Origin of the sequence: Psychrobacter sp. NG25, assembly GCF_015234355.1 — a bacterium.
Lineage (GTDB): Bacteria > Pseudomonadota > Gammaproteobacteria > Pseudomonadales > Moraxellaceae > Psychrobacter.
This window is the reverse complement of the sequence record NZ_JADGMV010000004.1, coordinates 102,420-126,630: the sequence shown is the minus strand read 5'-3', so window position 1 is coordinate 126,630 and position 24,211 is coordinate 102,420. Positions and strand designations below refer to the sequence as shown.

General features: G+C 42.0%; 19 protein-coding genes, 2 tRNA genes and 1 pseudogene. 10 read left to right on the top strand and 12 right to left on the bottom strand.

Translation table 11 applies throughout. The features are described from left to right. The first annotated feature begins 83 nt into the window (after positions 1-83). The 4 genes and pseudogenes from alaS (at position 84) to IPZ60_RS07605 (ending at position 5,466) form a co-directional block, all read left to right on the top strand. The gene (gene alaS / locus IPZ60_RS07620; protein WP_194197223.1) at positions 84-2,756 is read left to right on the top strand and encodes an alanine--tRNA ligase; all 2,673 of its coding nucleotides are present in this window, start codon (positions 84-86) and stop codon (positions 2,754-2,756) included. A gap of 353 nt (positions 2,757-3,109) precedes the next feature. After that, complete coding sequence (locus IPZ60_RS07615; RefSeq protein ID WP_110922647.1) at positions 3,110-4,396, top strand: aspartate kinase; 1,287 nt, start codon at positions 3,110-3,112, stop codon at positions 4,394-4,396. 405 nt (positions 4,397-4,801) lie between these two features. Next, a pseudogene (gene csrA, locus IPZ60_RS07610) lies at positions 4,802-4,969 on the top strand (carbon storage regulator CsrA); the annotation flags it as partial. A gap of 122 nt (positions 4,970-5,091) precedes the next feature. Further along, positions 5,092-5,466 (top strand): HopJ type III effector protein, encoded by a 375-nt coding sequence (locus tag IPZ60_RS07605; RefSeq protein ID WP_110922646.1) that lies wholly within the window; start codon positions 5,092-5,094, stop codon positions 5,464-5,466. A gap of 77 nt (positions 5,467-5,543) precedes the next feature. On the opposite strand, the gene IPZ60_RS07600 is transcribed toward IPZ60_RS07605, so the two are convergent. After that, positions 5,544-5,855, bottom strand: coding sequence for a YeaC family protein (locus IPZ60_RS07600; protein WP_110922645.1), 312 nt, complete (start codon positions 5,853-5,855; stop codon positions 5,544-5,546). Between the two features lie 68 nt (positions 5,856-5,923). Continuing rightward, a complete protein-coding gene (locus tag IPZ60_RS07595; protein ID WP_181416247.1) occupies positions 5,924-6,931 on the bottom strand; it encodes an NAD(+) kinase in 1,008 nt (335 codons plus the stop codon). A 302-nt stretch (positions 6,932-7,233) separates the two neighbouring features. Between IPZ60_RS07595 and IPZ60_RS07590 the strand changes: the two genes are divergently transcribed. Then, entirely contained in the window at positions 7,234-7,956 is a 723-nt protein-coding gene (locus IPZ60_RS07590) for a Bax inhibitor-1/YccA family protein (RefSeq protein ID WP_110922643.1), read from the top strand. A gap of 231 nt (positions 7,957-8,187) precedes the next feature. On the opposite strand, the gene IPZ60_RS07585 is transcribed toward IPZ60_RS07590, so the two are convergent. The 4 genes from IPZ60_RS07585 to IPZ60_RS07570 form a co-directional block, all read right to left on the bottom strand. Next, positions 8,188-8,733, bottom strand: a complete 546-nt coding sequence (locus IPZ60_RS07585) for a hypothetical protein (protein ID WP_194197222.1) — start codon at positions 8,731-8,733, stop codon at positions 8,188-8,190. 158 nt (positions 8,734-8,891) lie between these two features. Further along, the gene (locus IPZ60_RS07580) at positions 8,892-9,350 is read right to left on the bottom strand and encodes a hypothetical protein (protein WP_194197221.1); all 459 of its coding nucleotides are present in this window, start codon (positions 9,348-9,350) and stop codon (positions 8,892-8,894) included. 119 nt (positions 9,351-9,469) lie between these two features. Next, entirely contained in the window at positions 9,470-9,988 is a 519-nt protein-coding gene (locus tag IPZ60_RS07575) for a hypothetical protein (protein WP_194197220.1), read from the bottom strand. A gap of 534 nt (positions 9,989-10,522) precedes the next feature. After that, positions 10,523-11,902 carry a PLP-dependent aminotransferase family protein gene (locus IPZ60_RS07570; RefSeq protein WP_194197219.1) on the bottom strand — a complete coding sequence of 460 codons (1,380 nt, stop codon included), beginning with the start codon at positions 11,900-11,902 and terminating at the stop codon, positions 10,523-10,525. Positions 11,903-12,168: 266 nt separating this feature from the next. Here IPZ60_RS07570 and IPZ60_RS07565 point away from each other — a divergent pair, with 266 nt between their 5' ends. Then, positions 12,169-13,350 (top strand): MFS transporter, encoded by a 1,182-nt coding sequence (locus tag IPZ60_RS07565; protein ID WP_194197218.1) that lies wholly within the window; start codon positions 12,169-12,171, stop codon positions 13,348-13,350. Positions 13,351-13,621: 271 nt separating this feature from the next. Here IPZ60_RS07565 and IPZ60_RS07560 read toward each other — a convergent pair. The 4 genes from IPZ60_RS07560 to msrB all read right to left on the bottom strand — a co-directional run bounded on the left by IPZ60_RS07560 (position 13,622) and on the right by msrB (position 15,160). Continuing rightward, a tRNA-Asp gene (locus tag IPZ60_RS07560) sits at positions 13,622-13,698 on the bottom strand. A gap of 53 nt (positions 13,699-13,751) precedes the next feature. Continuing rightward, positions 13,752-13,827: transfer RNA gene (locus IPZ60_RS07555), tRNA-Val, on the bottom strand. A gap of 223 nt (positions 13,828-14,050) precedes the next feature. Continuing rightward, positions 14,051-14,536, bottom strand: coding sequence for a glutathione peroxidase (locus IPZ60_RS07550; RefSeq protein WP_194197217.1), 486 nt, complete (start codon positions 14,534-14,536; stop codon positions 14,051-14,053). A 198-nt stretch (positions 14,537-14,734) separates the two neighbouring features. Further along, positions 14,735-15,160, bottom strand: a complete 426-nt coding sequence (msrB, locus tag IPZ60_RS07545) for a peptide-methionine (R)-S-oxide reductase MsrB (protein ID WP_194197216.1) — start codon at positions 15,158-15,160, stop codon at positions 14,735-14,737. Positions 15,161-15,528: 368 nt separating this feature from the next. Between msrB and IPZ60_RS07540 the strand changes: the two genes are divergently transcribed. Next, positions 15,529-17,178: an aminotransferase class I/II-fold pyridoxal phosphate-dependent enzyme gene (locus IPZ60_RS07540; RefSeq protein WP_194197215.1), complete on the top strand. Its 1,650-nt coding sequence runs from the start codon at positions 15,529-15,531 to the stop codon at positions 17,176-17,178. A gap of 236 nt (positions 17,179-17,414) precedes the next feature. Here the strand turns inward: IPZ60_RS07540 and IPZ60_RS07535 are convergent, their stop codons facing one another. Continuing rightward, complete coding sequence (locus IPZ60_RS07535) at positions 17,415-19,022, bottom strand: inorganic phosphate transporter (protein ID WP_194197214.1); 1,608 nt, start codon at positions 19,020-19,022, stop codon at positions 17,415-17,417. Positions 19,023-19,546: 524 nt separating this feature from the next. After that, the gene (locus IPZ60_RS07530; RefSeq protein ID WP_194197213.1) at positions 19,547-21,229 is read right to left on the bottom strand and encodes an ATPase; all 1,683 of its coding nucleotides are present in this window, start codon (positions 21,227-21,229) and stop codon (positions 19,547-19,549) included. Between the two features lie 237 nt (positions 21,230-21,466). Here IPZ60_RS07530 and IPZ60_RS07525 point away from each other — a divergent pair, with 237 nt between their 5' ends. The 3 genes from IPZ60_RS07525 to IPZ60_RS07515 all read left to right on the top strand — a co-directional run bounded on the left by IPZ60_RS07525 (position 21,467) and on the right by IPZ60_RS07515 (position 24,190). Then, on the top strand, positions 21,467-22,180 hold the full coding sequence (locus tag IPZ60_RS07525) for a hypothetical protein (protein ID WP_194197212.1): 714 nt from the start codon (positions 21,467-21,469) through the stop codon (positions 22,178-22,180). Between the two features lie 79 nt (positions 22,181-22,259). Further along, positions 22,260-23,393: a bifunctional demethylmenaquinone methyltransferase/2-methoxy-6-polyprenyl-1,4-benzoquinol methylase UbiE gene (ubiE, locus tag IPZ60_RS07520; RefSeq protein WP_227669277.1), complete on the top strand. Its 1,134-nt coding sequence runs from the start codon at positions 22,260-22,262 to the stop codon at positions 23,391-23,393. Positions 23,394-23,494: 101 nt separating this feature from the next. Next, complete coding sequence (locus IPZ60_RS07515) at positions 23,495-24,190, top strand: SCP2 domain-containing protein (protein WP_194197211.1); 696 nt, start codon at positions 23,495-23,497, stop codon at positions 24,188-24,190. The last annotated feature ends 21 nt before the right edge of the window (positions 24,191-24,211 follow it).

Genomic DNA, 24,211 nt, shown 5'->3' with positions numbered 1-24,211 from the left:
AGAGCTTGGGCGTTTGTGCTAAAATCGCTTGCAAAATTATTTTACTTAATCTACTCAATTCTATCCGTCAGTAAGGAGCCGCTGTGAGCCAGCCATTTCGCTCAGCCGATATTCGCCAAGCCTTTATCGATTTTTTCATAAGCAAGCAGCACACTACAGTCCCATCATCTAGTCTGATTCCGCATAACGATCCGACATTGCTATTCACCAATGCTGGTATGAATCAGTTTAAAGAGACGTTTTTGGGCATGGAACCACGTGACTATACACGTGCTGTGTCCTCGCAAAAGTGCGTACGTGCTGGCGGTAAACACAACGATTTAGATAACGTCGGCTATACCGCACGTCATCATACGTTCTTTGAAATGTTAGGCAACTTCTCGTTTGGAGATTACTTTAAACAAGCCGGTATTGAGTACATTTGGGAGTTTTTGACATCAAGCGACTGGTTAGCGATTGATAAAGACCGTCTGTATGTCACCATTTATGAAACCGACGATGAAGCTTTTGAGATTTGGAACAAGAACATCGGTATTCCAAGTGATCGCATCATTCGTATTGGTGATAACAAAGGTGCCCCGTACGCGTCAGATAACTTTTGGACGATGGGTGACACTGGTCCTTGTGGTCCTTGTACCGAAGTATTCTATGATCATGGTGCCGATATCGAAGGCGGCCTACCGGGCACACCTGAAGAAGATGGTGACCGCTATATCGAGATTTGGAACTGCGTATTTATGCAGTTTAACCGTCAAAAAGACGGTACGTTACTGCCACTACCAGCACCTAGCGTAGATACAGGTATGGGTCTTGAGCGTATTAGTGCCATCATGCAAGGCGTCCATGGCAACTACGAGATCGATTTGTTTATCCATTTGATGGATGCGGCAGCTGAGATTTTAGAAATTAACAATGAACAGCAATCATCATTGAAAGTCATCGCCGATCACATTCGTGCCGTTGCCTTTTTGATTGCTGATGGTGTCACACCAAGCAATGAAGGCCGTGGCTATGTGCTACGCCGTGTGATCCGTCGTGCGGTGCGCCATGGTAACAAGCTGGGTGCAGATGGTGACTTTTTCTATAAGATGGTCGCACCATTGGTTGCCGAAATGGGCCACGCCTATCCTGAGCTAAAAGATAAGCAAAGCGCTATTGAAAATGCCATTCAAAAAGAAGAAACACAGTTTGCTAAGACACTAGCGCAAGGGTTGCGTTTGCTTGCCAGCGAACTTGAAGGATTGCAAGATGGTGACACTCTCTCTGGTGAGGCAGCCTTTAAGCTGTATGACACTTATGGCTTCCCGCTTGATTTGACCGCTGACATCACTCGTGAGCGCGGTATTGTTATCAATGAGGCTGAGTTCGATGAGCACATGCAAGCACAACGTGAGCGTGCGCGTGATGCCGGTAAATTCGACGTCGATTATAGCAGCGTCATTCAAGTAGAAACGCCGACGACCTTTATTGGTTATGAGCAACTTGAAGAAGACGGCGTGACGATTGACGCGCTTTATCAAGACGGCAATTCGGCAGACAGCTTGAATGAAGGTATGGAAGGTGTTGTTGTACTTGACCGTACCCCATTTTATGCCGAAGGTGGTGGTCAGGTTGGTGAGCTGGGCGAAATTCGTACCGCATCTGGTGTCTTTGAAGTTCAAGATACCAAAAAATCTGGTCAAGCCATTATTCACTATGGTGTTGTCACCATGGGTGAGATTAATGTTAAGCAAGTGGCTGATGCACAAGTACTCTCTAGCATCCGTGCAGCCAGTGCCAAAAACCACTCGGCTACTCACCTGTTACATGCAGCGCTAAGAGAAGTATTGGGTGATGAGGTTACGCAAAAAGGCTCACTAGTATCAAGCGAAGTATTACGTTTTGATTTCTCTTATGACAGACCCGTTAGCATTGCTGAAATCAGCCGTATCGAACGTCTCGTCAATGAGCAAATCCAAGCCAATACCCCTGCCCGTATCGAGAACATGTCGATTGATGAAGCCATGAAAAACGGTGCAATGGCGCTGTTTGGTGAAAAATACGGCAGTGAGGTTCGCGTGCTTACCATGGGTACAGACAGTATCGTAGATGGTCAACGCAAGCCCTTCTCTATCGAGCTGTGTGGCGGTTTGCATGTACAGCGTACTGGTGATATTGGCCTGTTGAAAATCACGAGCGAGTCAGGCATTGCTGCTGGTATTCGCCGTATTGAAGCCGTTACTGGTATGAATGCAGTCAAAAACATTCAGCAAAGCGAGCAACAATTAAGCGAGCTTGCCAGTCAGCTTAAAGTAAAACGCCCTGAAGTTGCACAGCGTGTCCGCACCATGGCAGATAAGCAACGCGATCTAGAAAAACAACTAGAGCGCTTGCAACAAAAAATCGCTAGTGCCCAAGCAGCCAACTTACTCGATGACGTGCAGACTATCGCAGGTACGCCAGTACTTATCAGCATGTTAAGCGGTGTCGATGGTAAGTCAATCCGTACGCTAATGGACGATATCAAATCGAAACTTCCAGATAGCGTGATTGTATTGGTGGGTGACAAAGACGATCAGCTAGCCCTAGCAGCCAGTGTTGCGAAGTCTGTCATAGCCAAAGTAAAAGCGGGTGATATCATTCGTCACTTAGCGGGTGAGCTAGGTGGCAAAGGTGGCGGTAAGCCTGACTATGCACAAGGCGGCGCACCAAAATCTGGCAACAGTACAGCAGTCATCGATGCCCTACCTGCTTGGATTGCAGACCAGCTTGGCTAGATAGTAGAGAGCCAACTGAGCAAAACGCTGCATCCTCAAGTGTACAATACGTGATTGGTTATAACCATTATAACCAATCGCCATACATCTAAGCCGCACTAGCACTTAACGTGGTGGCATAGATATGATATAAAGGTCAACGTTTGGACATATTGTTTGTTCATTCATTAACTGCTAAGTACCATTAAATATAAGTACCATGGAATACAAGCACCATTGAATAAATGAAAGGCATAGGGCGCAACTCTTATAATACGGCTTTGTCTATGCAAACATCGATTGAGCGTCACATGGCGACATTGGCTCTCATTGATGATAACAAAAGGCCATTAATGAATAATAGGTAGATTTTTATGGCGTTAATAGTACAGAAATACGGCGGCACCTCGATGGGCAGTATCGACCGCATCAAAAACGTCGCCAAACGAGTCAAACGCTGGCATGACAACGGTCATCAAGTGGTCGTTGTGGTCTCTGCCATGAGCGGCGAAACCAACCGTTTGATTGATCTGGCTCGCCAAATTAGCACTCAGCCTGATCCTCGTGAATACGATCAAATGGTCTCAACAGGTGAGCAGGTCTCTATCTCATTGCTCGCGATGGCGATTAAAGAGCTTGGTATTGGTGCGCGTTCATTTACTGGCCGTCAAGTCGCAATTAAGACGGATAGCGCCCACAACAAAGCCCGTATCGAAAGCATCGATGATAAAAATATTCGTGAGCAATTAGATGCTGGCAATATTGTCATCGTCGCAGGCTTCCAAGGTATTGATGAAGAAGGCAACGCGACCACATTAGGGCGCGGTGGCTCTGATACTACTGGTGTCGCTATTGCGGCAGCTTTGGGCGCCGATGAATGTCAAATCTATACCGATGTTGATGGCGTCTACACTACTGACCCTCGCGTCACCTCAAAAGCCAAAAAGCTTGAGAAAATTACCTTTGAAGAAATGCTTGAGATGGCAAGTCTTGGCTCTAAAATTCTACAGATTCGTTCAGTAGAGTTCGCTGGTAAATATGGTGTACCTTTACGTGTACTATCTAGCTTTGATGAAAATACAGACGGTAGCTTTGACCAAGAATTTCAAGACAATGTCGGCACCTTAATTACGATAGACGAAGGAGATAGTATGGAACAGGCAATCATCTCAGGTATCGCCTTTAACCGAGACGAAGCAAAAATTGTAGTACGCGGTGTACCTGATCACCCTGGTATTGCCTCTGCTATCTTGAGTCCGATTGGACGCGCCAATATCGAAATCGATATGATCGTACAAAACCTTTCGACCAATGGCACAACCGACTTTACTTTTACTGTCAATCGCTCTGACTTAGACAAAACCATGAAAGTGCTGAATGAAGAAGTTAAAGACGAGATTGGTGCAAAAGAAGTCTTAGGTAACAGTGAAGTTGTGAAAGTCTCACTAGTGGGTGTTGGCATGCGCTCGCACGCCGGTGTCGCTAGTCTTATGTTCCAGACGCTCGCTGAAAACAACATCAATATCCAAATGATATCGACCAGCGAAATCAAAGTATCTGTACTGATTCAAGATCAACATTTAGAAAAAGCGGTTAAATCATTACATACCGCATTTGGTTTGGATCGCGAAGATGGCGAAAGTAAAATCGCTGGGCTATAATAGCCGCTTATAATCCTGATGTGTTCTTTATGGTGGCTGGACTATTATTTTAATTAACGATAATAGATTTGGCTAACACAGTTATCACTCATGGGTTACTAATAACAGTCAATAATACGTTCAATTAAATAGGGTCTCTTGAGATCCTATTTTTATTTTTTATTATTGCTGATGTTAGTAGTTACCTAATAGTTTTGTGAAAACTCGTGACAGTCTCTGCCATGCCCCCTATAATAGGCTTTCATTTGGGCTAAATGAATCTACCTATCATCACCGCCCTTGGCACTACGTTAATTATTTTAGTTATGCTGATATATAGTATGTTTAATACTGCGGTGATGTCCTGCAATTGAGAAGTAATCTAATGAGTAATAATTTGTTGATGCGACATAAGGAGTGTGACGCATGTTAATTTTGACACGCCGCGTGGGCGAAACGCTAATGATTGGTGATGAGGTCAGTGTGACTGTCCTAGGTGTCAAAGGCAATCAAGTACGTATCGGTGTAAATGCACCTAAAGATATTGCCGTACACCGCGAAGAGATTTACCAACGTATTCAGCATGAGCGTTCTGTACAGTCGCAAATGCAACATCTTGAGCAAGGCAGTTTTGCGCCTTCTTTCGATGATGAAGACTATTTTAATCGCTAATCGATATATTTCACTTTTCTAATCTGCTCTGAGGTCATTTATTTATGAGTATTCGCCAATCAGACATATCGGCTCTACTTAATGGTTTGAATAAAAAAGCCATTGGATTCAATGATGTCATCAGTTTTATTGATGATTTTTATCGTTATGCACCTGCCCCTTTTGTTAATGGCATGGTACATAATGCAGCTGGTGAAAACGAAGGCAGTGCAAAGATTTTTGGCTTTGCTAAGCTCCATGGTCTTGATCAATTAGACACGCTAAAACTATTCGGTGAACATTATGCCAAAGTTCAAGCAACCCCTAATGGTACCGATCATGCCAATATTCGTAATTTTTTACATTGGGGTTGGCAAGGGTTTTTGATGCAAAAAAACCCACTAACAGTACGCCCTAGTGTCGATACGACTGCACTTTAATAAACCATCAAGCAATAAAAAAGCCACACTATATATAGCGTGGCTTTTTTATTGTGGCTTACATCGATAATAGGTCTTTATTTATCACGAAACTTGACGGGTTGCACAGCCCCTTTAGGATTCGGCATATTGGGATAATGATGCTCATGCTCAACATCACATTCTGCCCCAACGACAGACCCATCGTCTTTTACTGGTTTATGGATGTAGCCAGTACGCTCAGCAGGTGGTAGGTGCTCATGCTCCCAAACCATGATGGCTTGCATGCAAGTTTCACGCTGTTCAGCGGTTAGCTTACGGCCATCAGGCCACTTACCTATCTCAATCGCCATACGAAATTTATCAGCCACTTCTGGCGTCAAACTTGCCAATATCGTTTGCTTATCCATCTTATCTACTCTCCACTACTATTTTTTTATAGCATATTCTATCTAACGTTTTTATATAACGGATAAAGTTATTCGTCATCATCCATAATATCATCATCGACATCCAGACTGAATTCTTCAGCATGGACGTTCCAGTGCAACTTTGTACGACAGGCTTCATAAAAGTCAAACCCTGGTGGATGCAACAGTGTTAACTTATCAGGGTGCTTGCGAATATAGAGCCGCTGCTCTTGCTCAAGTGGCACACTCGGCTTACCGTCTGCACTGACCATCGGCTGCGTGCGATTGTCTTCGTGAATACGAATACACACCTCACTGTTACCACTCACTACGATAGGCCTGCTAGATAGCGTATGCGGGTGCATAGGTACCAGACAGATGGCATCCATACTTGGATGAATGATAGGGCCACCGCCTGACAATGCGTAAGCGGTAGACCCAGTCGGTGTGGCAGCTATCAAGCCATCGCTATGCTGTCTATAAACATCATGCTCGTCAATTTTCATCTGAAAATCAATCATGTGTACTGACTTTCCAGCATGTAATACGATGTCGTTGAGTGCCATGTCTTCGTGGATAATCTTACGACCTTCTCGTATCTCCATGGTCAACAGAAACCGATGATCTAGCTGGTAATCACCCATCAAGACTTGGCGTAGCTTAAACGCCGCCTCATCAGGCTTTACATCTGCTAAAAACCCAAGCCGACCACGGTTAACGCCTAGCACAGGAACACGGTAACGTGCCAAAGCTTCGGCAGCATGCAATATAGACCCGTCCCCACCAACAACGATGACTAAGTCGCAAATTTCACCGATTAGACTGCGTTTAACGATTTTAACTTTTTCAATCTCAGTGAGATTCAATGTGGGTAAGTTGGCCGTCTTCACATCCATAATCAATGTGAGATTCATATCATTGATCGTTTGGGCAATCTGCACGAGGCTTTGTGTGACACTACGCTTGCCTGCACGGCCCATCAATCCGATACGCCTAAAGGCAGGGTTTTTGATAGCGTGAAACAGCTCTGACTCATGTAAGTGTGGCAATCTGGCTGACTGCGCTGAGTTTTCCATAAAACGGCTCGGTATAACGGTAAAATACTAGGTAATGATAGCGATAAATGAGCGCTTAGACTAGCATGTTTATGAATTATCGTTGTTAACTGTCGTAATCGACCCCATATAAAAGCCATCATACGTTACTTTTAAACGTGTTTATTTAGCTACACAGCATCACATTATTATAATTCTATAACCAACTGCAGAATGTCGTGAGGCCTTTATAGCCGTCACGCAAACACAGTTGACAATAATGGCGAATTTGCTAAAGTAGCTGTTATCTAACTCATTTATATTTTATTATTAGGGACATATATATGGCCAATCCTATTGTCAGTCGCGCAGAACTTGCGATCGGCGGGAATCCAATGACGGTCAAAGGCGTGATTCAAAAGACCAGTCTATTACTTGGGCTATCAGCTATCACTGGTGTGGGCTTTTTCTTTTATGCCCTTATGGCAGGTCTATCGCAGGGTTTTATTACGATGGCAGCCTTTGGTAGCATGATTGCTGCATTCGTTCTCGCTCTTTTCATCACTTTTAAGCCACAAAAAGCCAAGACTTTGGCTGTGCCTTATGCATTACTAGAAGGTATATTTTTAGGCGGCATTTCACTGTTCTTTATGAGAATGTATCCAAGCGTGCCAGTGACTGCCATGTGTGCAACCTTTGTCACCGCAGCCGTTATGCTAGGGCTATATCGTTCGGGTCTGGTTAAAGTGACTCAAAAGTTCCGTTCAATTGTGACCTCAGCGGTTATCGCTATCATGCTGGTCTATGTGGCTCAGTGGGTGCTTTCTTTAGCATTCGGCTCAAGCTTACCTTTCTTGTTTGAAGGCGGTGTTATCGCTATTGGCTTTAGCTTATTCGTTATTGTTATTGCTTCTTTCACACTGCTATTGGACTTCGATAATATCGACCGCGGTGTGGCAATGGGCATCTCAGAAGACTACGAGTGGCTATTCAGTATCGGTATACTTGCCACGCTAGTGTGGATGTACATTGAGTTTATGCGCCTATTAAGCTATCTACAAGACTAGTATAAATAGACTGTCTAACAATAAGCTAAAACAAAAAAACCGTCTTTGATTAAAGGCGGTTTTTTTGTGAGTTAAAGTAAATACTGGTTCACAACTAAGAATGTGATGATATTCTTGCAATTTACTCATCAGATAAAGCAAGGAATGAGCGTTGTTGATTTTCTCAATTTTTATAGGGCTATCTATTATTCAAACTAGCTATGAGTATCTGACTTTAATGTGATTTGGGAATTATTTTTCTTCATAAATTGTATCTTTCGGATAAACAATTTTCATAAAAATCCATAACCAAAAAATATTTATAAATAAAGTTATGCCTAAAAAAATCATGTTTGCATCTTTAGTAAATTTTAATGTTTTTTTATAATATCTTTTCTGCTCCCCCTCAACTTCCAAGGTTACTAGCTGTGGGAAATCATTACTAAACCCTAAAAAATCGGGTTGAAAATACCAGCCTATCTTTGCAGGTTTATCTAAATAAGGTTCAATATTCTTACGATCCATACAACTGCCAGAATCTCTAGTCGTGAAAGCTGTATAATGGCAACTAAAAACAATATCTTTACTAGGTTCTTCTATAGATTTTAGAGTGACGCCAAACCCTTCATAGTCTAATATCCCTTCACTATAATGCAGCTCGGACTTTAAAGGAAAATTTCTACCACTCCACTCTAAAAGAAGTTTAGATGGGAAAAAAAATAATGTTAATAAGAGAATAACGATATGAATTTTTTGAGATTTCGATAAATCGCTAAATTTTCTGAGATTTTTGAACATAAATTATTTCTTATAAAAGTTATCTAATACGTCATTTTTAGAAATTCCCTAAAATAATGTGTTTTTCTTTGTTGTAATGACTTTTGATCTTGCAACAGTTTACGAGCTAAGTATTCCCCCCCCCTAATCGCTACCCAATGTGATGAAGTATTTATTCATTAACTACTAATCGGTTTTTTACCCACTTTACTAAACGACCAGTACATAAACACTGACAATGGAAAAGCAAATAAAATCATAAATCTATAAAGTTTATTCTTGCTATTTATTTTTCTGAGAGTATCCGTGTAGCTTATAATCACCTTATCATCGACTTCTACAGTCACCACTTGAGGTACATTGTTTTTGAATATTAAAAACTTATCTTGTATATACCATCCTATGGTCGCTTCTTTATTTAGATAGGGTTTATAAAAACTGTTACCACAGTTACTACTTCTTCCGTTATCGAAAAATGAATAGCCGCATGCAAAAACTTGAGTCTCTGTTTTACCCGCGATGTTATCAAGCGTTAGGTGTTTAGTGTGACGCACATTGTCATGAAGACCTAAAATACCTGTCGTGTAGAAGAGAGAGTCTTCTTTAGGGAATCCTATACCAGCATATTTTGTAGTCATACTTATTAGTATAAATACAAATATAGATACGCTTACGTAAAAGTCCAGTTTTCGCTTTATTTTGAATCCACGCATATGTTTTACTCAAGATAAGGGGTTTTAGTTATAAAGATAATTGGTCAATTATTAATTGGTTTTTTACCCACTTTACTAAATAGCCAGTACATGAAAACAGAAAACGGAAAAGCAAATAAAACCATAAACTTGGAGATTTTGTTATTACTATTAATATTCCTGAGAGTATCGGTGTAGCTTATAATCACCTTATCATCGACTTCTACAGTCACCACTTGAGGTACATTGTTTTTAAATATTAAAAACTTATCTTGTATGTACCATCCTATGGTCGCTTCTTCATTTAGATAGGGTTTATAAAAATTGTTCCCACAATCACTACTTCTTCCGTTATCGAAAAATGAATAACCGCATGCAAAAACTTGAGTCTCTGTTTTACCCGCGACATTATCAAGCGTTAGGTGTTTAGTGTGACGCACATTGTCATGAAGACCTAAAATACCTGTCGTGTAAAAGAGGGAGTCTTCTTTAGGGAATCCTATACCAGCATATTTTGTGGTCATACTTATTAGTATAAATACAAATAGAGATACGCTTAGGTAAAAGTCTAGTTTTCGATTCATTTTGAATCCAAGCATATGTCTTACTCAAGAGAAGGGATATTAGTTATAAAGATAACTGGTCGATCATTAAATTATTAGTCTGCGCATAGTAGTCATCTGCGACAGGTTATTGCTAATAACAGACTCACTGCGGCAATAACAATTGTTTATTATAATTTGAAGATACTAATGCAACAGCAATATTATCACAACAAAAATTTACTTTTTTATTTACTAACATTACAAAGCGATTGCTTGCTAATATATTGTTGATTCTATGATTTTCATCCACAAGATATACACCCGTAAGGCGGAAATTTGATGCGTAAATGTTTTAGTAAGGAAGATTAAAAGAAAAGGCCTATACAAAAAAGGCATTTGAGCAGACACACAAAAAACTCAAGTAAACTAATACTTGAAGCGAAAATTGCTTAAATTCAAAAGTTTAAATTCGTTTAAAAAACATCATATAAAAGTTGAAATATTGAGAAACAAGGCAACTTATACCCCCTTACCATAGGTTTCATATTAACCACTTGATATTTAGGCAGCGCACTAAGTCATCGATTGAGCCAATACCTCAAAGATCTTTGAATGATTCATCTGCGCCACATTGAACCGCATAAAGTTCTCAGCATTGTCCGATTGGCTAAAAACATTGCCCGGCGCCAATACCACACCTTTGGATAAACAACGATTGGCCAATTCGGTCGCATTGTTATTTTCAGGTAATCGGCACCACAGGAACATGCCTGCTTGTGGGAGCAGCCACGGTACGATGCCTAATTTAGCCAATCGTGGTAGCGTGTGAGTACGCGCGCTTGCCAGCCGTGTATGGATATCATTCATATGCTTACGATAGCCGCTATCAGTCAATGCGGAGAACACAACAGCCGCTGCTAACTGACTGCCACCAAAGCCAGTGGCTATCTTTAAATCTACCAAACTCTCGACCCATTCCATAGGCGCTGCAATATAACCACAGCGTAGGGATGCGGATAATGTTTTAGAAAAACTGCCTATATAGAATACTCGTGATAACCCATCTAAAGCCGCCAATCTCGCTGCAGGCTTAACTTCAAAGTCTGCAAAAATATCGTCTTCGATAATGTACAAACCAGCCGCTTGGGCCAACTGTAATACACGGTATGCCGTGGCAGGTGATAACGTTGCGCCCGTAGGATTGTGAATAGCAGCGTTGGTAATGTACAGGCGCGGCTTATGCTCATCTAAAATCGCTGCAAAGGCATCTACATCTGGCCCATTTGGCGTATAAGGCACACCAACCACTTTGACTCTATGGGCAAGCAATTGTGCTCGAAAGTTAAAGTAGCATGGATCATCGACGACAACCGTATCACCTGGTATCAGTAAAAATCGAAAAATCAAATCTATCGCTTGAGTGCCCGAATCCGTCAATATCACCTGTGAAGGTTCTGCATTGATACTCAATCCTGCCATACGTCGCGTGAGTAGTTGACGCAATGCTAACAGTCCTAGCGGCGTTGCATACTCACTGATAATGGACGCGTCAGCTTTTGCCACATTTCGTAGACCCCGGCGCATACCTGCTTCAAACAGCCAATCCGCTGGCAACCAGCCGCAGCCTGGCTTTAGCGCACTATCGGGTGGCTCCAGCGACTGCCGTGATACCCACAATGGATCTACCACTCGGTCAATTTTTGGCGCTATATCTGTCAATGATAGCGGCGCTGTCGTCTCTGACACATAGAACCCTGCACCCGGACGAGAGTAGATAACTCCCTCGATTTGCAAGCGCTCATAGGCTTCAACCACGGTAGATAGCGAGAACCCATAGTCTTTGGCAGCGGCACGAACAGAAGGTAGTCGCGACTCTGGCATGTAGATAACGGTCGCTATTTTCTCTTTTATGTCAGCCATGACAATTTCGATGCGTGTGAATTTATTATTCATATTTTTACTGTTTTTAATAGGTCAGCTTCTATGGATGTCTTGTCTCAAAATTGCAGATGGGACAATATATTGATTTGATTTTCGAACTGTATGGGTTCTATAGACCAAACAGTTCTGTCTAATTGTACTGGATTGTATATAGATAACCTACTGCGCTTTTGTTTTAATCATTGAACGTAAACGATGTAGAGGTGGATGTGAGACTCTACTGTGAATCACACTAACCCCAGCCAATTCAACGATTATTCTTCAAAAAGTAGCGATCTATGACCACGAAAAAATATAATAAATATCTGGCTTTTGCCTTATGCGTAATAACGACAAGCGTCAATATCCAAGGGCCGCTTTATGCCGTTTACGCACACAATGATGGCTATGGCGTACTAGCAACTACGATAGCGTTTTCCTTTTATGTATTAGGCGTCATACCTGTATTGTTGGCTTTTGGCGGATTGTCTGATCGGATCGGACGCCGCAAGACAATTTTAATAGCTTTAGCGTTATCAATAACAGCGACGGCTCTCATGCTATTTTATCCTTACACACGAGCGTTAGCAGTAGCACGATTCATACTGGGTGTGGGAACGGCTCTGATGGCTGCTACGGCGACTGCCTATATGATTGAGCTGCTTGGCTCATCAGATACGATGCGTGCAACAGCGTGGGTAACGGCCAGTACGACGATAGGTTTTGGTCTTGGTCCTGTATTGACGACAGTTTCTTTGATGTTTTATGAAACCGATCAGCCAGCCAGTTTTTTCTTACTGCTAGCTAGCGGGATATTCGCTATGTTTTTGTTATATCAATTACCAGAGACAGCACCTAAACGCACTAATTTGCCCACATCTATGCTACGGCTACCTTATTTTAACCGTGAAGTCGTCTGGTATGGCAGTGGTATTTTGATTTGTTGGGCAACGACAGGATTGGTATTGTCAGTTATTCCCTCAGTACTGGCCACGCATGGACTCGCTAAGTATGCGGGGATATCCTCTATGTTAGCCATCAGTTGCGGATTGATCGTTCAACCAATCGCCCGAAAACTTGACCCTCAAGTCTCAAGTAAGCTTGGTCTTTTGATCTTACTACCGGCTTATGCTTTATTGGCTTGGGGAACTTTGAACGCCAACCTTCCAGTGATTCTTTTGGCCGCTTTTTTAGCTAGCAGTAGTTGTTATGGCTTTGTCTATTTAGGAGGTATGCTAGGAGTCGCACGCTCGGCTGGCAATGAGCAAGCACGTGCGAGTGCAGGCTACTTTCTGATGGCATATATAGGGCTTAGTGTGCCTGTCATCTTTACTGGTTTAATTGTTGATCGGTATGGTGCTGCTACTGCATTCTACGCCTTTGGTGTGTTTTCCTTAGTTGGTGTGATTGTCTTGTTTGCCAGTCAATCTATTTTGAAAACAGAACGTAAATCAAACTTTGCTATGAGAAATTTTACCTGAGCAAACATGCATATCAAATAAAAAACGCTATTTTGCTTTGATCAATCGTAAAATGCGATACACGATAAAGTAAGAAATAGAATAGAAAGGCAGAGAATAAGGACAGCATTAGGACGTAAATATTTTAGATGGTCTGCTCTCTTCTATTAGAAAGTCTAGTCACACACCAATCTGAGTTTTAGGTGATATCACAGACACAAAAAAACCTCAAACAATCTAATGTTTGAGGCGAAACTTGCTTAAACTCGAAAGTTTAAATTCGTTTTAAATATGGCGCAGCGGACGGGACTCGAACCCGCGACCCCCGGCGTGACAGGCCGGTATTCTAACCAACTGAACTACCGCTGCTTAGGTCTCTTTAGCATCTTACCTTTATGAAGAGGTCCACTTCGCTAAAGTAGTGGTGGGTGATGACGGATTCGAACCGCCGACATTCTGCGTGTAAGGCAGACGCTCTACCAACTGAGCTAATCACCCGCGAACAATTGCTATGCAATTTATTCAACATCAACTGAGCTCTTAAGTTTGTCACTAAGCTCTGCTGCTGTGGGTGTGTATTATATAGATTTACAGTTGGGTGTCAAACAGTATTTTCGACTTTTTCACATATTTTTTGCATTTTTATCGAAATTTCTAGCAAGCATATGTTTTTATTCATTTTATACTTTTATAAAAAACCAATGTTTTTTGAGTTCGATACTTATTTATTGGCTAATGCTTGCTCAATATCATTTTTAATGGCTTCTGGCTTGGTCGTTGGTGCATAGCGGTCAATGACTTGCCCATTACTACCAATTAAAAACTTGGTAAAATTCCATTTGATGCCATTTGTGAGCACACCGCCCTTTTGCTCTTTGAGCCATTCGTAGATCGGATGAGCATCCTCTCCATTCACTTCAACCTTTGCCATCATTGGAAAGCTGACACCATAATTCTTTTGACAAAACGCACCAATCTCATCATTGCTGCCTGGATCTTGGCTACCAAATTGATTACAAGGAAAACCGATAACCACCAGTCCTTGATCTTTATACTGTTGATATAACAACTCTAAGCCTTCAAACTGCGGCGTAAATCCACATTTACTGGCGGTATTGACGATTAGTAGCACTTTACCTTGACAATCTAAAAAGGCTTGCGAGCTACCATCCATGCGCTCAGCCGTAAAATCATAAATAGTACTCATCATCTATCCTTAAATTGTTTGAATTAATTGAATTATTATTTTAGTTGTTTGTTGAGCCTTACTGCATTCTTAGTAGCAACCACAACCATACTACCAATAAATAAAAAGAGTACCAACAAATAAAAAGAGTACCAACAAATAAAAAGGAAGCATAGTGCTTCCTTTTTGTACTTCTAAGCTTATCTAAACAGCTGACAACTACTTTTCAGATTTATCCAAATCGATAGATACTGAGTTAATGCAGTAGCGCATGCCAGTCGTTTCACTAGGCCCATCAGGGAATACATGACCCAAATGCGCGCCGCAGTTACTGCAGGTTACTTCTGTACGAGTCATGCCGAGCGAGTTATCGACATGCTCTTCAATAGCGCTGTTATCGATTCCTTGGTCAAAACTTGGCCAACCGCAGCTAGCATCAAACTTATTACTTGAGTCAAATAAGCTGGCACCGCAGCCTTTACAACGATAAACGCCATCATCGGTCGCATCATTATAAACACCTGTGAACGGACGCTCTGTGCCTTTCTCACGCAGCACATGATATTCGTCAGCGCTTAAACGCTCTTTCCAGTCAGCTTCTGTTAACTGGCTGATTTCTTCTTTGCTAAGTTGATTATCTTGCATAATTTACCCTTAGTTAGATAGGTATTATCTAATATTTTATGTTGCTACTATTTGAGTTTTATCGTTATTGCTTTCTAAAAACGATGCGCCCTATCTATTGGTTACTGCTCCAATATTCAAGGTATATATTACAATAATATTATGTTGGTAAAGCAATTAGTAATAGGTAATCATGTGTCATTTTAGTATAAAGCTGTCTCATATACTTATAAATGCAAGATTTACTTTCATTTTTTTAATAATTTTAAAGTTAACTTGCATTGCTATTATTTATGCAATAATATCTTGCATTAGTACATAAACATTACTCTTCAATTAAAGTAATTTTTTTATTACAAATCTATTGATGAACACAGGCTTAACTGATTATGGCTAGTGATAAGAATAAAAGTGCACAAGCTGAGCGACTTGTACAGCTGCGTCGCAGTAAAGGTTTTACCGCTGAACAATTGGCACAAGCGATGACGGCAGCAGGTGCGAAGGTCAGTCGTGGTGCTATCTCTAACTGGGAACGTGGCACAAACGGTATTGTCTCGTCTAAGCTGCCGACGTTAGCACGCATTCTAGGCTGTAGCGAAGGCTATTTACTACGCGGTGAACTTCAAAACGAAGCCAGTGCTACGACAAAATCCATAAATGGTGGTTCAGGCAAGAATGACGATTCATCTGCTTCTTCACCTGTAGACATACAGCCCAACCATACAGACCAAAGTCAATCGAAAACAATCTCTACAACCTCTAACGCTCGAGAAAACTCACAACACAATACTAAGAGTGGTCACTCTATGAATACAATTAAAAAATCTGATAAATTACAAAATGTCTGTTACGACATTCGTGGTCCCCTACTACAGACTGCAAATAGAATGGAAGCGGAAGGCAAGCGCATATTAAAATTAAACGTCGGCAACCCAGCACCGTTTGGTCTAGAGGCACCGCATGAAATTTTGCGTGATGTGGCGATGAACTTAGCAGAAGCGACTGGATATTCAGACTCTCAAGGGATTTTTTCTGCGCGTAAAGCGGTATTGCAATATTATCAATCGAAAGGATTGTTATCAGCTGTTGATGTGCGTGATGTTTATTTGGGTAATGGCGTATCTGAGCTGATTGTCATGACCATGCAAGCGTTGATGAATGATGGCGATGAAGTGCTCATTCCAATGCCGGATTACCCGCTATGGACAGCAGCAGCCAATCTGTCTGGTGGTACAGCCGTGCACTATCGTTGCAACGAAGAAGATAACTGGCACCCTGATATCGAAGACATCAAGTCTAAGATTACCAGTAAAACAAAGGGCATCGTGGTTATCAACCCTAATAACCCCACCGGTGCGCTTTATAGCGATGAGCTGCTATTACAAATTATCGACGTCGCTAAAGAGCATGATCTCATCATTATGGCCGATGAGATTTACGATCGTATTCTTTATGATGACACCGTACATACGCCAATGAGCACGCTGACTGACGACGTGCTGGTCCTTTCATACAATGGCTTATCAAAGTCACACCGTATCGCAGGGTTTCGTGCAGGCTGGATGATGGTCTCTGGTCGCAAGCAACACGCCACGGACTTTATCGAAGGATTAGACATGCTCGCATCTATGCGCTTGTGTTCTAATGTTCAGGGGCAATATGCCATCCAAACAGCGATGGGTGGCCACCAAAGTATGAAAGACCTTACTTCCAAGACAGGTCGTTTGTATAAACAGCGTGAAATGGCTGTAACACGTCTCAATGCTATTAAAGGTATTTCGTGCACCATGCCTCAAGGCGCATTTTATTGTTTTCCAAAGATAGATCCTGACGTTTACCCTATCACGGATGACATGGATTTCATGATGGATTTATTAACTGAAGAAAATGTCTTAATGGTACAAGGTACGGGATTTAACTGGGACAGACCAGATCATTTTCGCTTAGTATTCCTACCCAATCTACATGAATTAGAAGATGCAATGGATCGCTTAGATCGCTTCTTTGCTAAAAAACGCCAACAGTTTGGCACTGATTAAATCTTAAATGGATATAGTCGGTTAAATATAATTTGGATACAAGGAAGGCGAGTGAAAGTACTACAAGTAGCAGACTAAGCGAGACTGACACCGTATCCAATTTATAGAGGATTGGCTATATATAAAAACGCTTATCAGCATAATGCCGATAAGCGTTTTTTATTATATTGAACTTAGCTATAAAAACTCAGTCATAAAAATGCATTCACTCACTCACTAATAAGGTTAGCGGGACCTTAAAAAATGTTGCTCAATATGACATAGCTGATGGCAGACATGGTGGCCGCTGCAGGAAGCGTAACAATCCAAGCCAAACCAATCGGTCTCATAAGTTTCCAGTTGGTATCCTTATTGACAATACCAATACCCAATACCGCACCTACTAACGTATGCGTGCTTGATACAGGTAATCCCATGGTCGATGCACCCATAACAACAGCAGCAGCAGCCAGTTCAGCTGAGAAGCCAGAAGCAGGATGCATTTTTGCCAAGTTCGTACCCACTGTCTGAATCACTTCTTTACCGATAAACCATAGACCGACAATCAATGACACACCAAAGGTTAGCATCACAGCAGGTGGCACTGCCGCTTCTGTAGCAATGCTATTGGTACGAATCACATCCATAATAGCCGCAAAAGGACCGACAGCGTTGGCGATATCGTTTGAGCCATGACTGAAAGCAAATGCTGATGCCGTAAAGACCTGCATCCAGCTAAACATAATAAATGTCGCTTTCGTCAAGTCCTCCTTATGCTTACCACGGATACTTTTGGTATAGATATAGGTCGCTAGCCATACTAGCGCCGCTATCATGCCCATAATCAAGAAACCCTGTAAGGTCGTCAGGCCATTATTGACGTTCTTTAAGCCCTTAAAGACGACTAAAGAGGTCATCACTGCACCACCCGCGGCAGCAATGATAGGAACCCATTGCTTAAGGGCTTTTAGCGTATCAAGGCTACTGCGCTCGTTCTCAATATCATAAAGCTTTTTGTAGTAATCAGTCTCCAAGTCTTCAACGTCACAATCATCATCTTTGTAGATTTCTTGATCGCGTAACATAGCTGACGTATAGGCCAACTGCTCAGACTCTGTCAAACCATCCAAAAACTCTCGATGATTTTGCTTTAAGACTTTTTTATTGCCTTTTAGCGTCGCAATATAAGCTTCTGTTTTATCATTATATTCAATGATGTTTTTCTTGATTTGTCCATACAAGAGATAGGACAGGATGCCACCTAGCAATGGTGACAACACCCAAGAAATAGCGATCGTTCCAACTGTTCCCCAGTCTACCGTTGATAACGCCATATCAGTACCACCTAACGTGATACCTAAAACAATGGAGCTACCAATCACACCACCAATAATGGAGTGAGTGGTCGAGACGGGCAAGCCCTTTTTGGTCGCAAATAACAGCCAAAATGCCGCAGCAATCAATGCGGAAAGCATGACATAAATAAACTGATTGGGCGTCACGGATAGACCATCTAGATCGACAATTCCACTCCGAATCGTGTCAGTGACTTCGCCGCCTGCGAGGACTGCCCCCGATACTTCAAATATCGCGGCAATACCCAATGCTTGCGGGATAGTCAGCGTCCCTGCGCCCACCGACGTACCAAAAGAGTTGGCAACATCGTTACCGCCGATATTGAATGCCATAAAGACACCAAAGGCAGTCGCTACAATAAATAGCGTGGTCTGTTGACGCATTGTGTAATCTAGACCCCACCACAAAAAGTAGGAAGTCATCGCAATCAGTAAAATGGCAAAAAATAGATTTATTCTCATAGAGCCAACGGTTTTGACTGACTCTGTAGAACTGCTGCTAATACCCATACGTTAATACGTCCTGCGTAAGCTGATTGAAATTATATGAGGTTGATAACATTGCGCTGCTACTCATAATGCCTGTTGTAGCATATATAAAGCACGCAACATGCTTTTAAATGGTCTTAAACTAACTATGGTCAAGGCAAAAAACACATCCCTCAACATGTCACAAAGCCGCAAGTAATATTGCCAAATCGTCTGATTACAGCATCTTGCGGCTTAGATATTTCATAGTGATATTTATGGTACTACTAGTAGTGGCTATTGTAACAATTTTTGTCGTAATTATTAAGGTATCTGTATCAAATAACCAAAACACGATATTTGCTAAATCAGAATTGTTATTTAGCAGAAGCTATTACGCGCTCTATTATATTAAATATGAGCGCATAATGCATGATGATATTGCGAGATTTGTAACTGCCAGTATTTGAACAATATAACCCTATTATTTTATGGCTGACTATAGTCGATTCAATTTAAAAGTAGTACAAGTCAACCAAGTATAAAAGCCAGTATAAAAACAAGTACTAGCTATCATATGCTAGAGATAATTGTTCAATAGCATGATCTAATACGTCCAATCGTGCTTGGCGTTTTTCATTCGTAGCGATGACACACCAAGGAGCATTTTTGGTATCTGTATATGACAACATATCAGCGGCAGATTGCACATAATCAGACCACTTATCACGGTTTCGCCAATCGTCATCCGTTAGTTTAAATTGCTTGTGCGGTGTATCTTGACGCTCTTCGAAACGCTTAAGCTGCTCTTTTTTATCAATAGACAGCCAGTACTTGATAACGATCGTGCCTGCAGTTACTAAGTCCGCCTCAAAACGATTGATCTCATCATAAGCGCGCTGCCACTCATCGCGCGTTGCAAACCCTTCGATACGCTCAACCAACACACGTCCATACCAAGTCCGGTCAAAGATGGCGACACGACTGATATGATTAGTTTGCTCGTTAGGCAACCTTGTCCAAAAGCGCCATAGATAAGGGTGTTGTAGTTCATACAGCATTGGCGCGCTAATATTATAGACTTGATACTCACGTGGGTCGAGCGGCGCGACCAATCTCTTAATTGCCCCACCCTTGCCAGCAGCATCCATACCTTCAAAGGCAAATACCACATGCCGACCATTGCGCGCACGTAGCAATTCAGCGAAACGCGCTTGCTTTTCTGCCAGTTCTTTGCGGTAGTCAGACTTATCTATGTCTACATTAACGATGGTTTTTAATTGCTTCGGTATTTTTACCGATTTAAACGCATTTAGATCCAAGGCTTGATTTGTCTGGTCATTAGATTCTGATTTATCGGATGATTTTTGTTTTTTAGCCGTTTCAGTCGAGCTTGCTTTACTACTCACTAGTGCAGTTTGCATCGCATGTAGCACTTCATGACAAAATTGATCAGCCGCTTGTGACTTATCATCACCATCAATAATGACCCAGTCATCTTGCTGTCGTAATAAGGCTGTGGCAACTTCATTAAATTTTTCGATAACTTTTTGACTGTTCCAGTCAATTTGATACAGAAAATGTGGGTCAGCTTCTTTGTCGTTCAGCCGTGACTGGAGGGTTTCAATATCGACATGAAACCAGCACTTTAATAGTCTAGTTTGGTTGGCAACGAGATCTTGTTCAAAGGCTTGTAACTTGATGAGTTGCTGCTCTAGATATGCCTGCCATTTATCGATAGGTAGCGATTTTTTCTCTTTTGAGCTTTTGTTTTTTGACTGCTCATTATCACTGTCTGATGTCGCCATTCGCATAGCGTTGTAAAGCAAATCAGCATACCAGTTCCCAAAGTAAATCATTACGTCACCATGACGTGGCATCACTTTGGTATGCGCTTGCCAAATAGGCTGAGACGGTAATGGACAAGAACCAATCGTAGCCTCAACCTTGAGTAGCCTAGGATCAACCCATTCTCGCAGCTGCTTAACTGCGGTTCCTTTGCCTGCCTGCTCCATCCCATTAACCAATACTAATAAACCTGTTGGCTTATTGAGGGTGGGTGGTGTTTGTTGCCGCGTTGCTCGTAGAGCGTATTGAGCGGTAACCAAGGCCAGTCTCAGCGAATCTGTATCCATAGAAAACTGACTGAGAGGGTTTGGCGTCAGACGCTGATCGACAACCTGCTCACTAAATTGCGCACTGACTGACTCTGGTGCGGTTGGTTCAGTCGTATTACTTTGTTTACTCATAACCCAAATCATCCTATGATTTAAAACGCATTTTTTTAATCATAGCATTCGATTAATCGAGTAAATAACGATGCTATGTAACAGTTTGACATTTGTATTCTACTTTATTTTCTTTTATTGTGAACACAATCTTGGATACATGGTTTAATAACTGTCTATCCGTGTAAGACACTAAGTATAAATTATCAGTTTGATTATATTTTTTACCACTTTTACTTATTTGTAGGTTTACATATTATGGCCGCTTTAGCCGATTTACAGCAGCATTTGACACGTTTTTGGGCACTGCCCTATCATGAAGATTTGGCGTTAGATGCCAAGCTAAAAGACGTACAGTCATGGCAACAAACGCGGATTAAACACACGCACAGCGACCTCTTTGAACAGCCAAAGAATCAACTGATGGCAGATTATTTTCTGACACAGTTATATGGTGGTGACGAGTTCAAATTACTGGCTAAGCAGTTAGCACGCATTCTACCCAAAGCTCAAAAACTTGAGCGCTTAGCTAAAGAGTCTGCGCTAGAAGCAGGTAGCATGGGCATCCAAGCAGCAATTTTAGCGATTGAGCTCGATTTGCATTTGGCGCAGTGGTTGCTTGCTGAAGCGTTACCAGTCAACGAAGACAATATGCTTGCTGCATATCGTGCTGTCGATGAAGCTGATGAGCGCCGAGTACAGATTCGTAACCTAAAAGATGTCTGCTACCGCACTGATAAGCACTTGAACTCGTTTATGCTCAAAAAAGCCTTTGCCCTAGCTAAAGGCACTGCGTATCGCTATAATTTTCAGCCACTTTACGACTTTATAGATACAGGGTTTAAAGCCATGAAACCTCTTAAAAGTGTGAGTGATTTTATCGAGCCTTTTTGTGAGCGTGAGCTGCTGATTATTGACCAAGTCCATGATACGGATAATGGCGGTAAGCCAATGACGTTTGGTGTATCATAGGATACATATTACACCTGACTCATCGCCATCTTATATCTCTTAGAAATACAATCATAAAAATGAACGATAGGACAACACCATGACCGATACTGCAAATAATAAAAACACGCATCTCGACCAACCAACGACAACCAACGGTCATTTACAAGATCAGCTGGTAAAAGATAGTATCGCCAACAATCAAAATATCACAGCCCAAGTACTAGCGGCACAAACTGCGAACGTAAAGACAGTGCCAATGACAGATGTCAAAAACCACAATAATAGTGTAAAGAGCAATGACTTCACGCAAGTCCAAGACTTACCAACTGGAACACCACAAGGCCAACAAACCACTATGCCAACCAATGACACCATTAATAATACCAATAGCACCTTAGAAAATGTCTCTTCAAAGGTAGAAGCGGCCAAACAAACCCTTTTCAATCAGCGTGATGACATCAATAACCCGCATACGTCTGATACTGACGGCGCAGAAGAAACGCATTTTGGTTATACAACAGTCAATAAAGCAGAAAAGCAGGCGCGCGTGGCTGATGTCTTTACCTCTGTTGCCAAAAAATATGACATTATGAATGACCTAATGTCTTTCGGTATCCATCGTCTGTGGAAGCGTTATGCCATAAGCTTATCAGGTGTGCGTTCAGGTCAGCATGTGCTTGATATCGCGGGCGGTACTGGAGATTTGGCTAAAGTCTTTAGCCGTGAAGTCGGTCGAAACGGTCACGTAGTATTATCTGATATCAACGCTGCCATGTTGGAAGTGGGTCGTGAGCGCCTGATCAATGCTGGCTGTAATAACGTTGATTTTGTCTTGGCAAATGCTGAGACGTTGGCCCCGTTTGATGATGAAAGCTTTGACTTAGTAACCATTAGCTTTGGTCTGCGTAATGTCACAGACAAAGATGCTGCGCTAAAAGCCATGTATCGCGTGTTGAAGCCGGGCGGTCGTTTATTAATACTAGAGTTTTCAAAGCCTGTATTTGAACCATTATCAAAAGCGTATGACCTATACTCTTTTACCGCGCTACCATTGATGGGTAAAATCATCGCCAACGATTCAGAAAGCTATAAGTATTTAGCAGAATCGATTCGCATGCACCCTGATCAGCAAACCCTGAAACAAATGATGCAACAAGCGGGCTTTGAAAATTGTGATTATCATAATTTAACTGCTGGTATCGTTGCTGTACATCGTGGCTTTAAAGCATAACGATAAAGTACGATTAGTAAGACCTTATTGAGCCTGACACGAACATACTATGCGCTGATGCAGCTAATGCAGAGGCGCTCATTTAACGATGCGAGAGCCTTATGCTGACTGTCCTCCTATTAGCTGGTGCCGAAAAGCTGATCAACCTTGCCATTGCTAGTGATGAGATTACTAAAGCAGGTCTAGCACCACTTGCTGGCAAAGTGTTACGACTGAATATGGGCATGCCTGAAATCAATCTAGATGTGCTGTTTACTCACGAGCGTTTACGCTTTGAGCCTGTCACGACAGAGAGCGTATTTGAGCCAAGTGGTCAGATGAATGAACGCCAAAAAGCCAGTATGGAGCGAGCACGTTTGGGTCATAGTCAACCAGACTGTACCATTACTGTAGAAAACCCCGCTCAACTGCTCAACCTGATGCGCGGCACTGAGGGCAATCTGCCTATCGCTGGTGACTATAAAGTTCTGATGCAGCTCAAACAGTTGGTCGCAGGCTTTGATCCTGACGTAGCTGGACAGCTTGAGCCATTCATTGGTAGACCCATGGCTAGTCAGTTGCATCTGCTTATCTCACAGCTTAAAGGTAGCTGGCGTCATGGTGCTAAGCGTGCTTTTAACGATGTCAGTGATTGGGCAAATGACGTAGCGGGCAATAGCGCTCCTAATCCTGCTGAGACGGCAGAAGTAAATGACCTCAAGCAACAACTCCTAAAGCTACGTGCTGATGTCGAACGTGAAGAAGCCAAACTGGCTGCTGTCAAAGAAGAGCAGGAAAAGCTTAGAGGCAACGAGTAGTTTTTTGTTGTTGTATAACGT

What these genes read in the sequence shown, in the direction of transcription:
- IPZ60_RS07530 (WP_194197213.1), bottom strand. Translation starts at nt 21,229, where the DNA reads ATGAGTAAACAAAGTAATACGACTGAACCAACCGCACCAGAGTCAGTC.
- IPZ60_RS07605 (WP_110922646.1), top strand. Translation starts at nt 5,092, where the DNA reads ATGAGTATTCGCCAATCAGACATATCGGCTCTACTTAATGGTTTGAAT.
- IPZ60_RS07615 (WP_110922647.1), top strand. Translation starts at nt 3,110, where the DNA reads ATGGCGTTAATAGTACAGAAATACGGCGGCACCTCGATGGGCAGTATC.
- IPZ60_RS07595 (WP_181416247.1), bottom strand. Translation starts at nt 6,931, where the DNA reads ATGGAAAACTCAGCGCAGTCAGCCAGATTGCCACACTTACATGAGTCA.
- IPZ60_RS07575 (WP_194197220.1), bottom strand. Translation starts at nt 9,988, where the DNA reads ATGAATCGAAAACTAGACTTTTACCTAAGCGTATCTCTATTTGTATTT.
- IPZ60_RS07570 (WP_194197219.1), bottom strand. Translation starts at nt 11,902, where the DNA reads ATGAATAATAAATTCACACGCATCGAAATTGTCATGGCTGACATAAAA.
- ubiE (WP_227669277.1), top strand. Translation starts at nt 22,260, where the DNA reads ATGACCGATACTGCAAATAATAAAAACACGCATCTCGACCAACCAACG.
- IPZ60_RS07550 (WP_194197217.1), bottom strand. Translation starts at nt 14,536, where the DNA reads ATGAGTACTATTTATGATTTTACGGCTGAGCGCATGGATGGTAGCTCG.
- IPZ60_RS07600 (WP_110922645.1), bottom strand. Translation starts at nt 5,855, where the DNA reads ATGGATAAGCAAACGATATTGGCAAGTTTGACGCCAGAAGTGGCTGAT.
- IPZ60_RS07580 (WP_194197221.1), bottom strand. Translation starts at nt 9,350, where the DNA reads ATGACTACAAAATATGCTGGTATAGGATTCCCTAAAGAAGACTCTCTC.
- msrB (WP_194197216.1), bottom strand. Translation starts at nt 15,160, where the DNA reads ATGCAAGATAATCAACTTAGCAAAGAAGAAATCAGCCAGTTAACAGAA.
- IPZ60_RS07540 (WP_194197215.1), top strand. Translation starts at nt 15,529, where the DNA reads ATGGCTAGTGATAAGAATAAAAGTGCACAAGCTGAGCGACTTGTACAG.
- IPZ60_RS07515 (WP_194197211.1), top strand. Translation starts at nt 23,495, where the DNA reads ATGCTGACTGTCCTCCTATTAGCTGGTGCCGAAAAGCTGATCAACCTT.
- IPZ60_RS07535 (WP_194197214.1), bottom strand. Translation starts at nt 19,022, where the DNA reads ATGGGTATTAGCAGCAGTTCTACAGAGTCAGTCAAAACCGTTGGCTCT.
- IPZ60_RS07525 (WP_194197212.1), top strand. Translation starts at nt 21,467, where the DNA reads ATGGCCGCTTTAGCCGATTTACAGCAGCATTTGACACGTTTTTGGGCA.
- IPZ60_RS07590 (WP_110922643.1), top strand. Translation starts at nt 7,234, where the DNA reads ATGGCCAATCCTATTGTCAGTCGCGCAGAACTTGCGATCGGCGGGAAT.
- IPZ60_RS07565 (WP_194197218.1), top strand. Translation starts at nt 12,169, where the DNA reads ATGACCACGAAAAAATATAATAAATATCTGGCTTTTGCCTTATGCGTA.
- IPZ60_RS07585 (WP_194197222.1), bottom strand. Translation starts at nt 8,733, where the DNA reads ATGTTCAAAAATCTCAGAAAATTTAGCGATTTATCGAAATCTCAAAAA.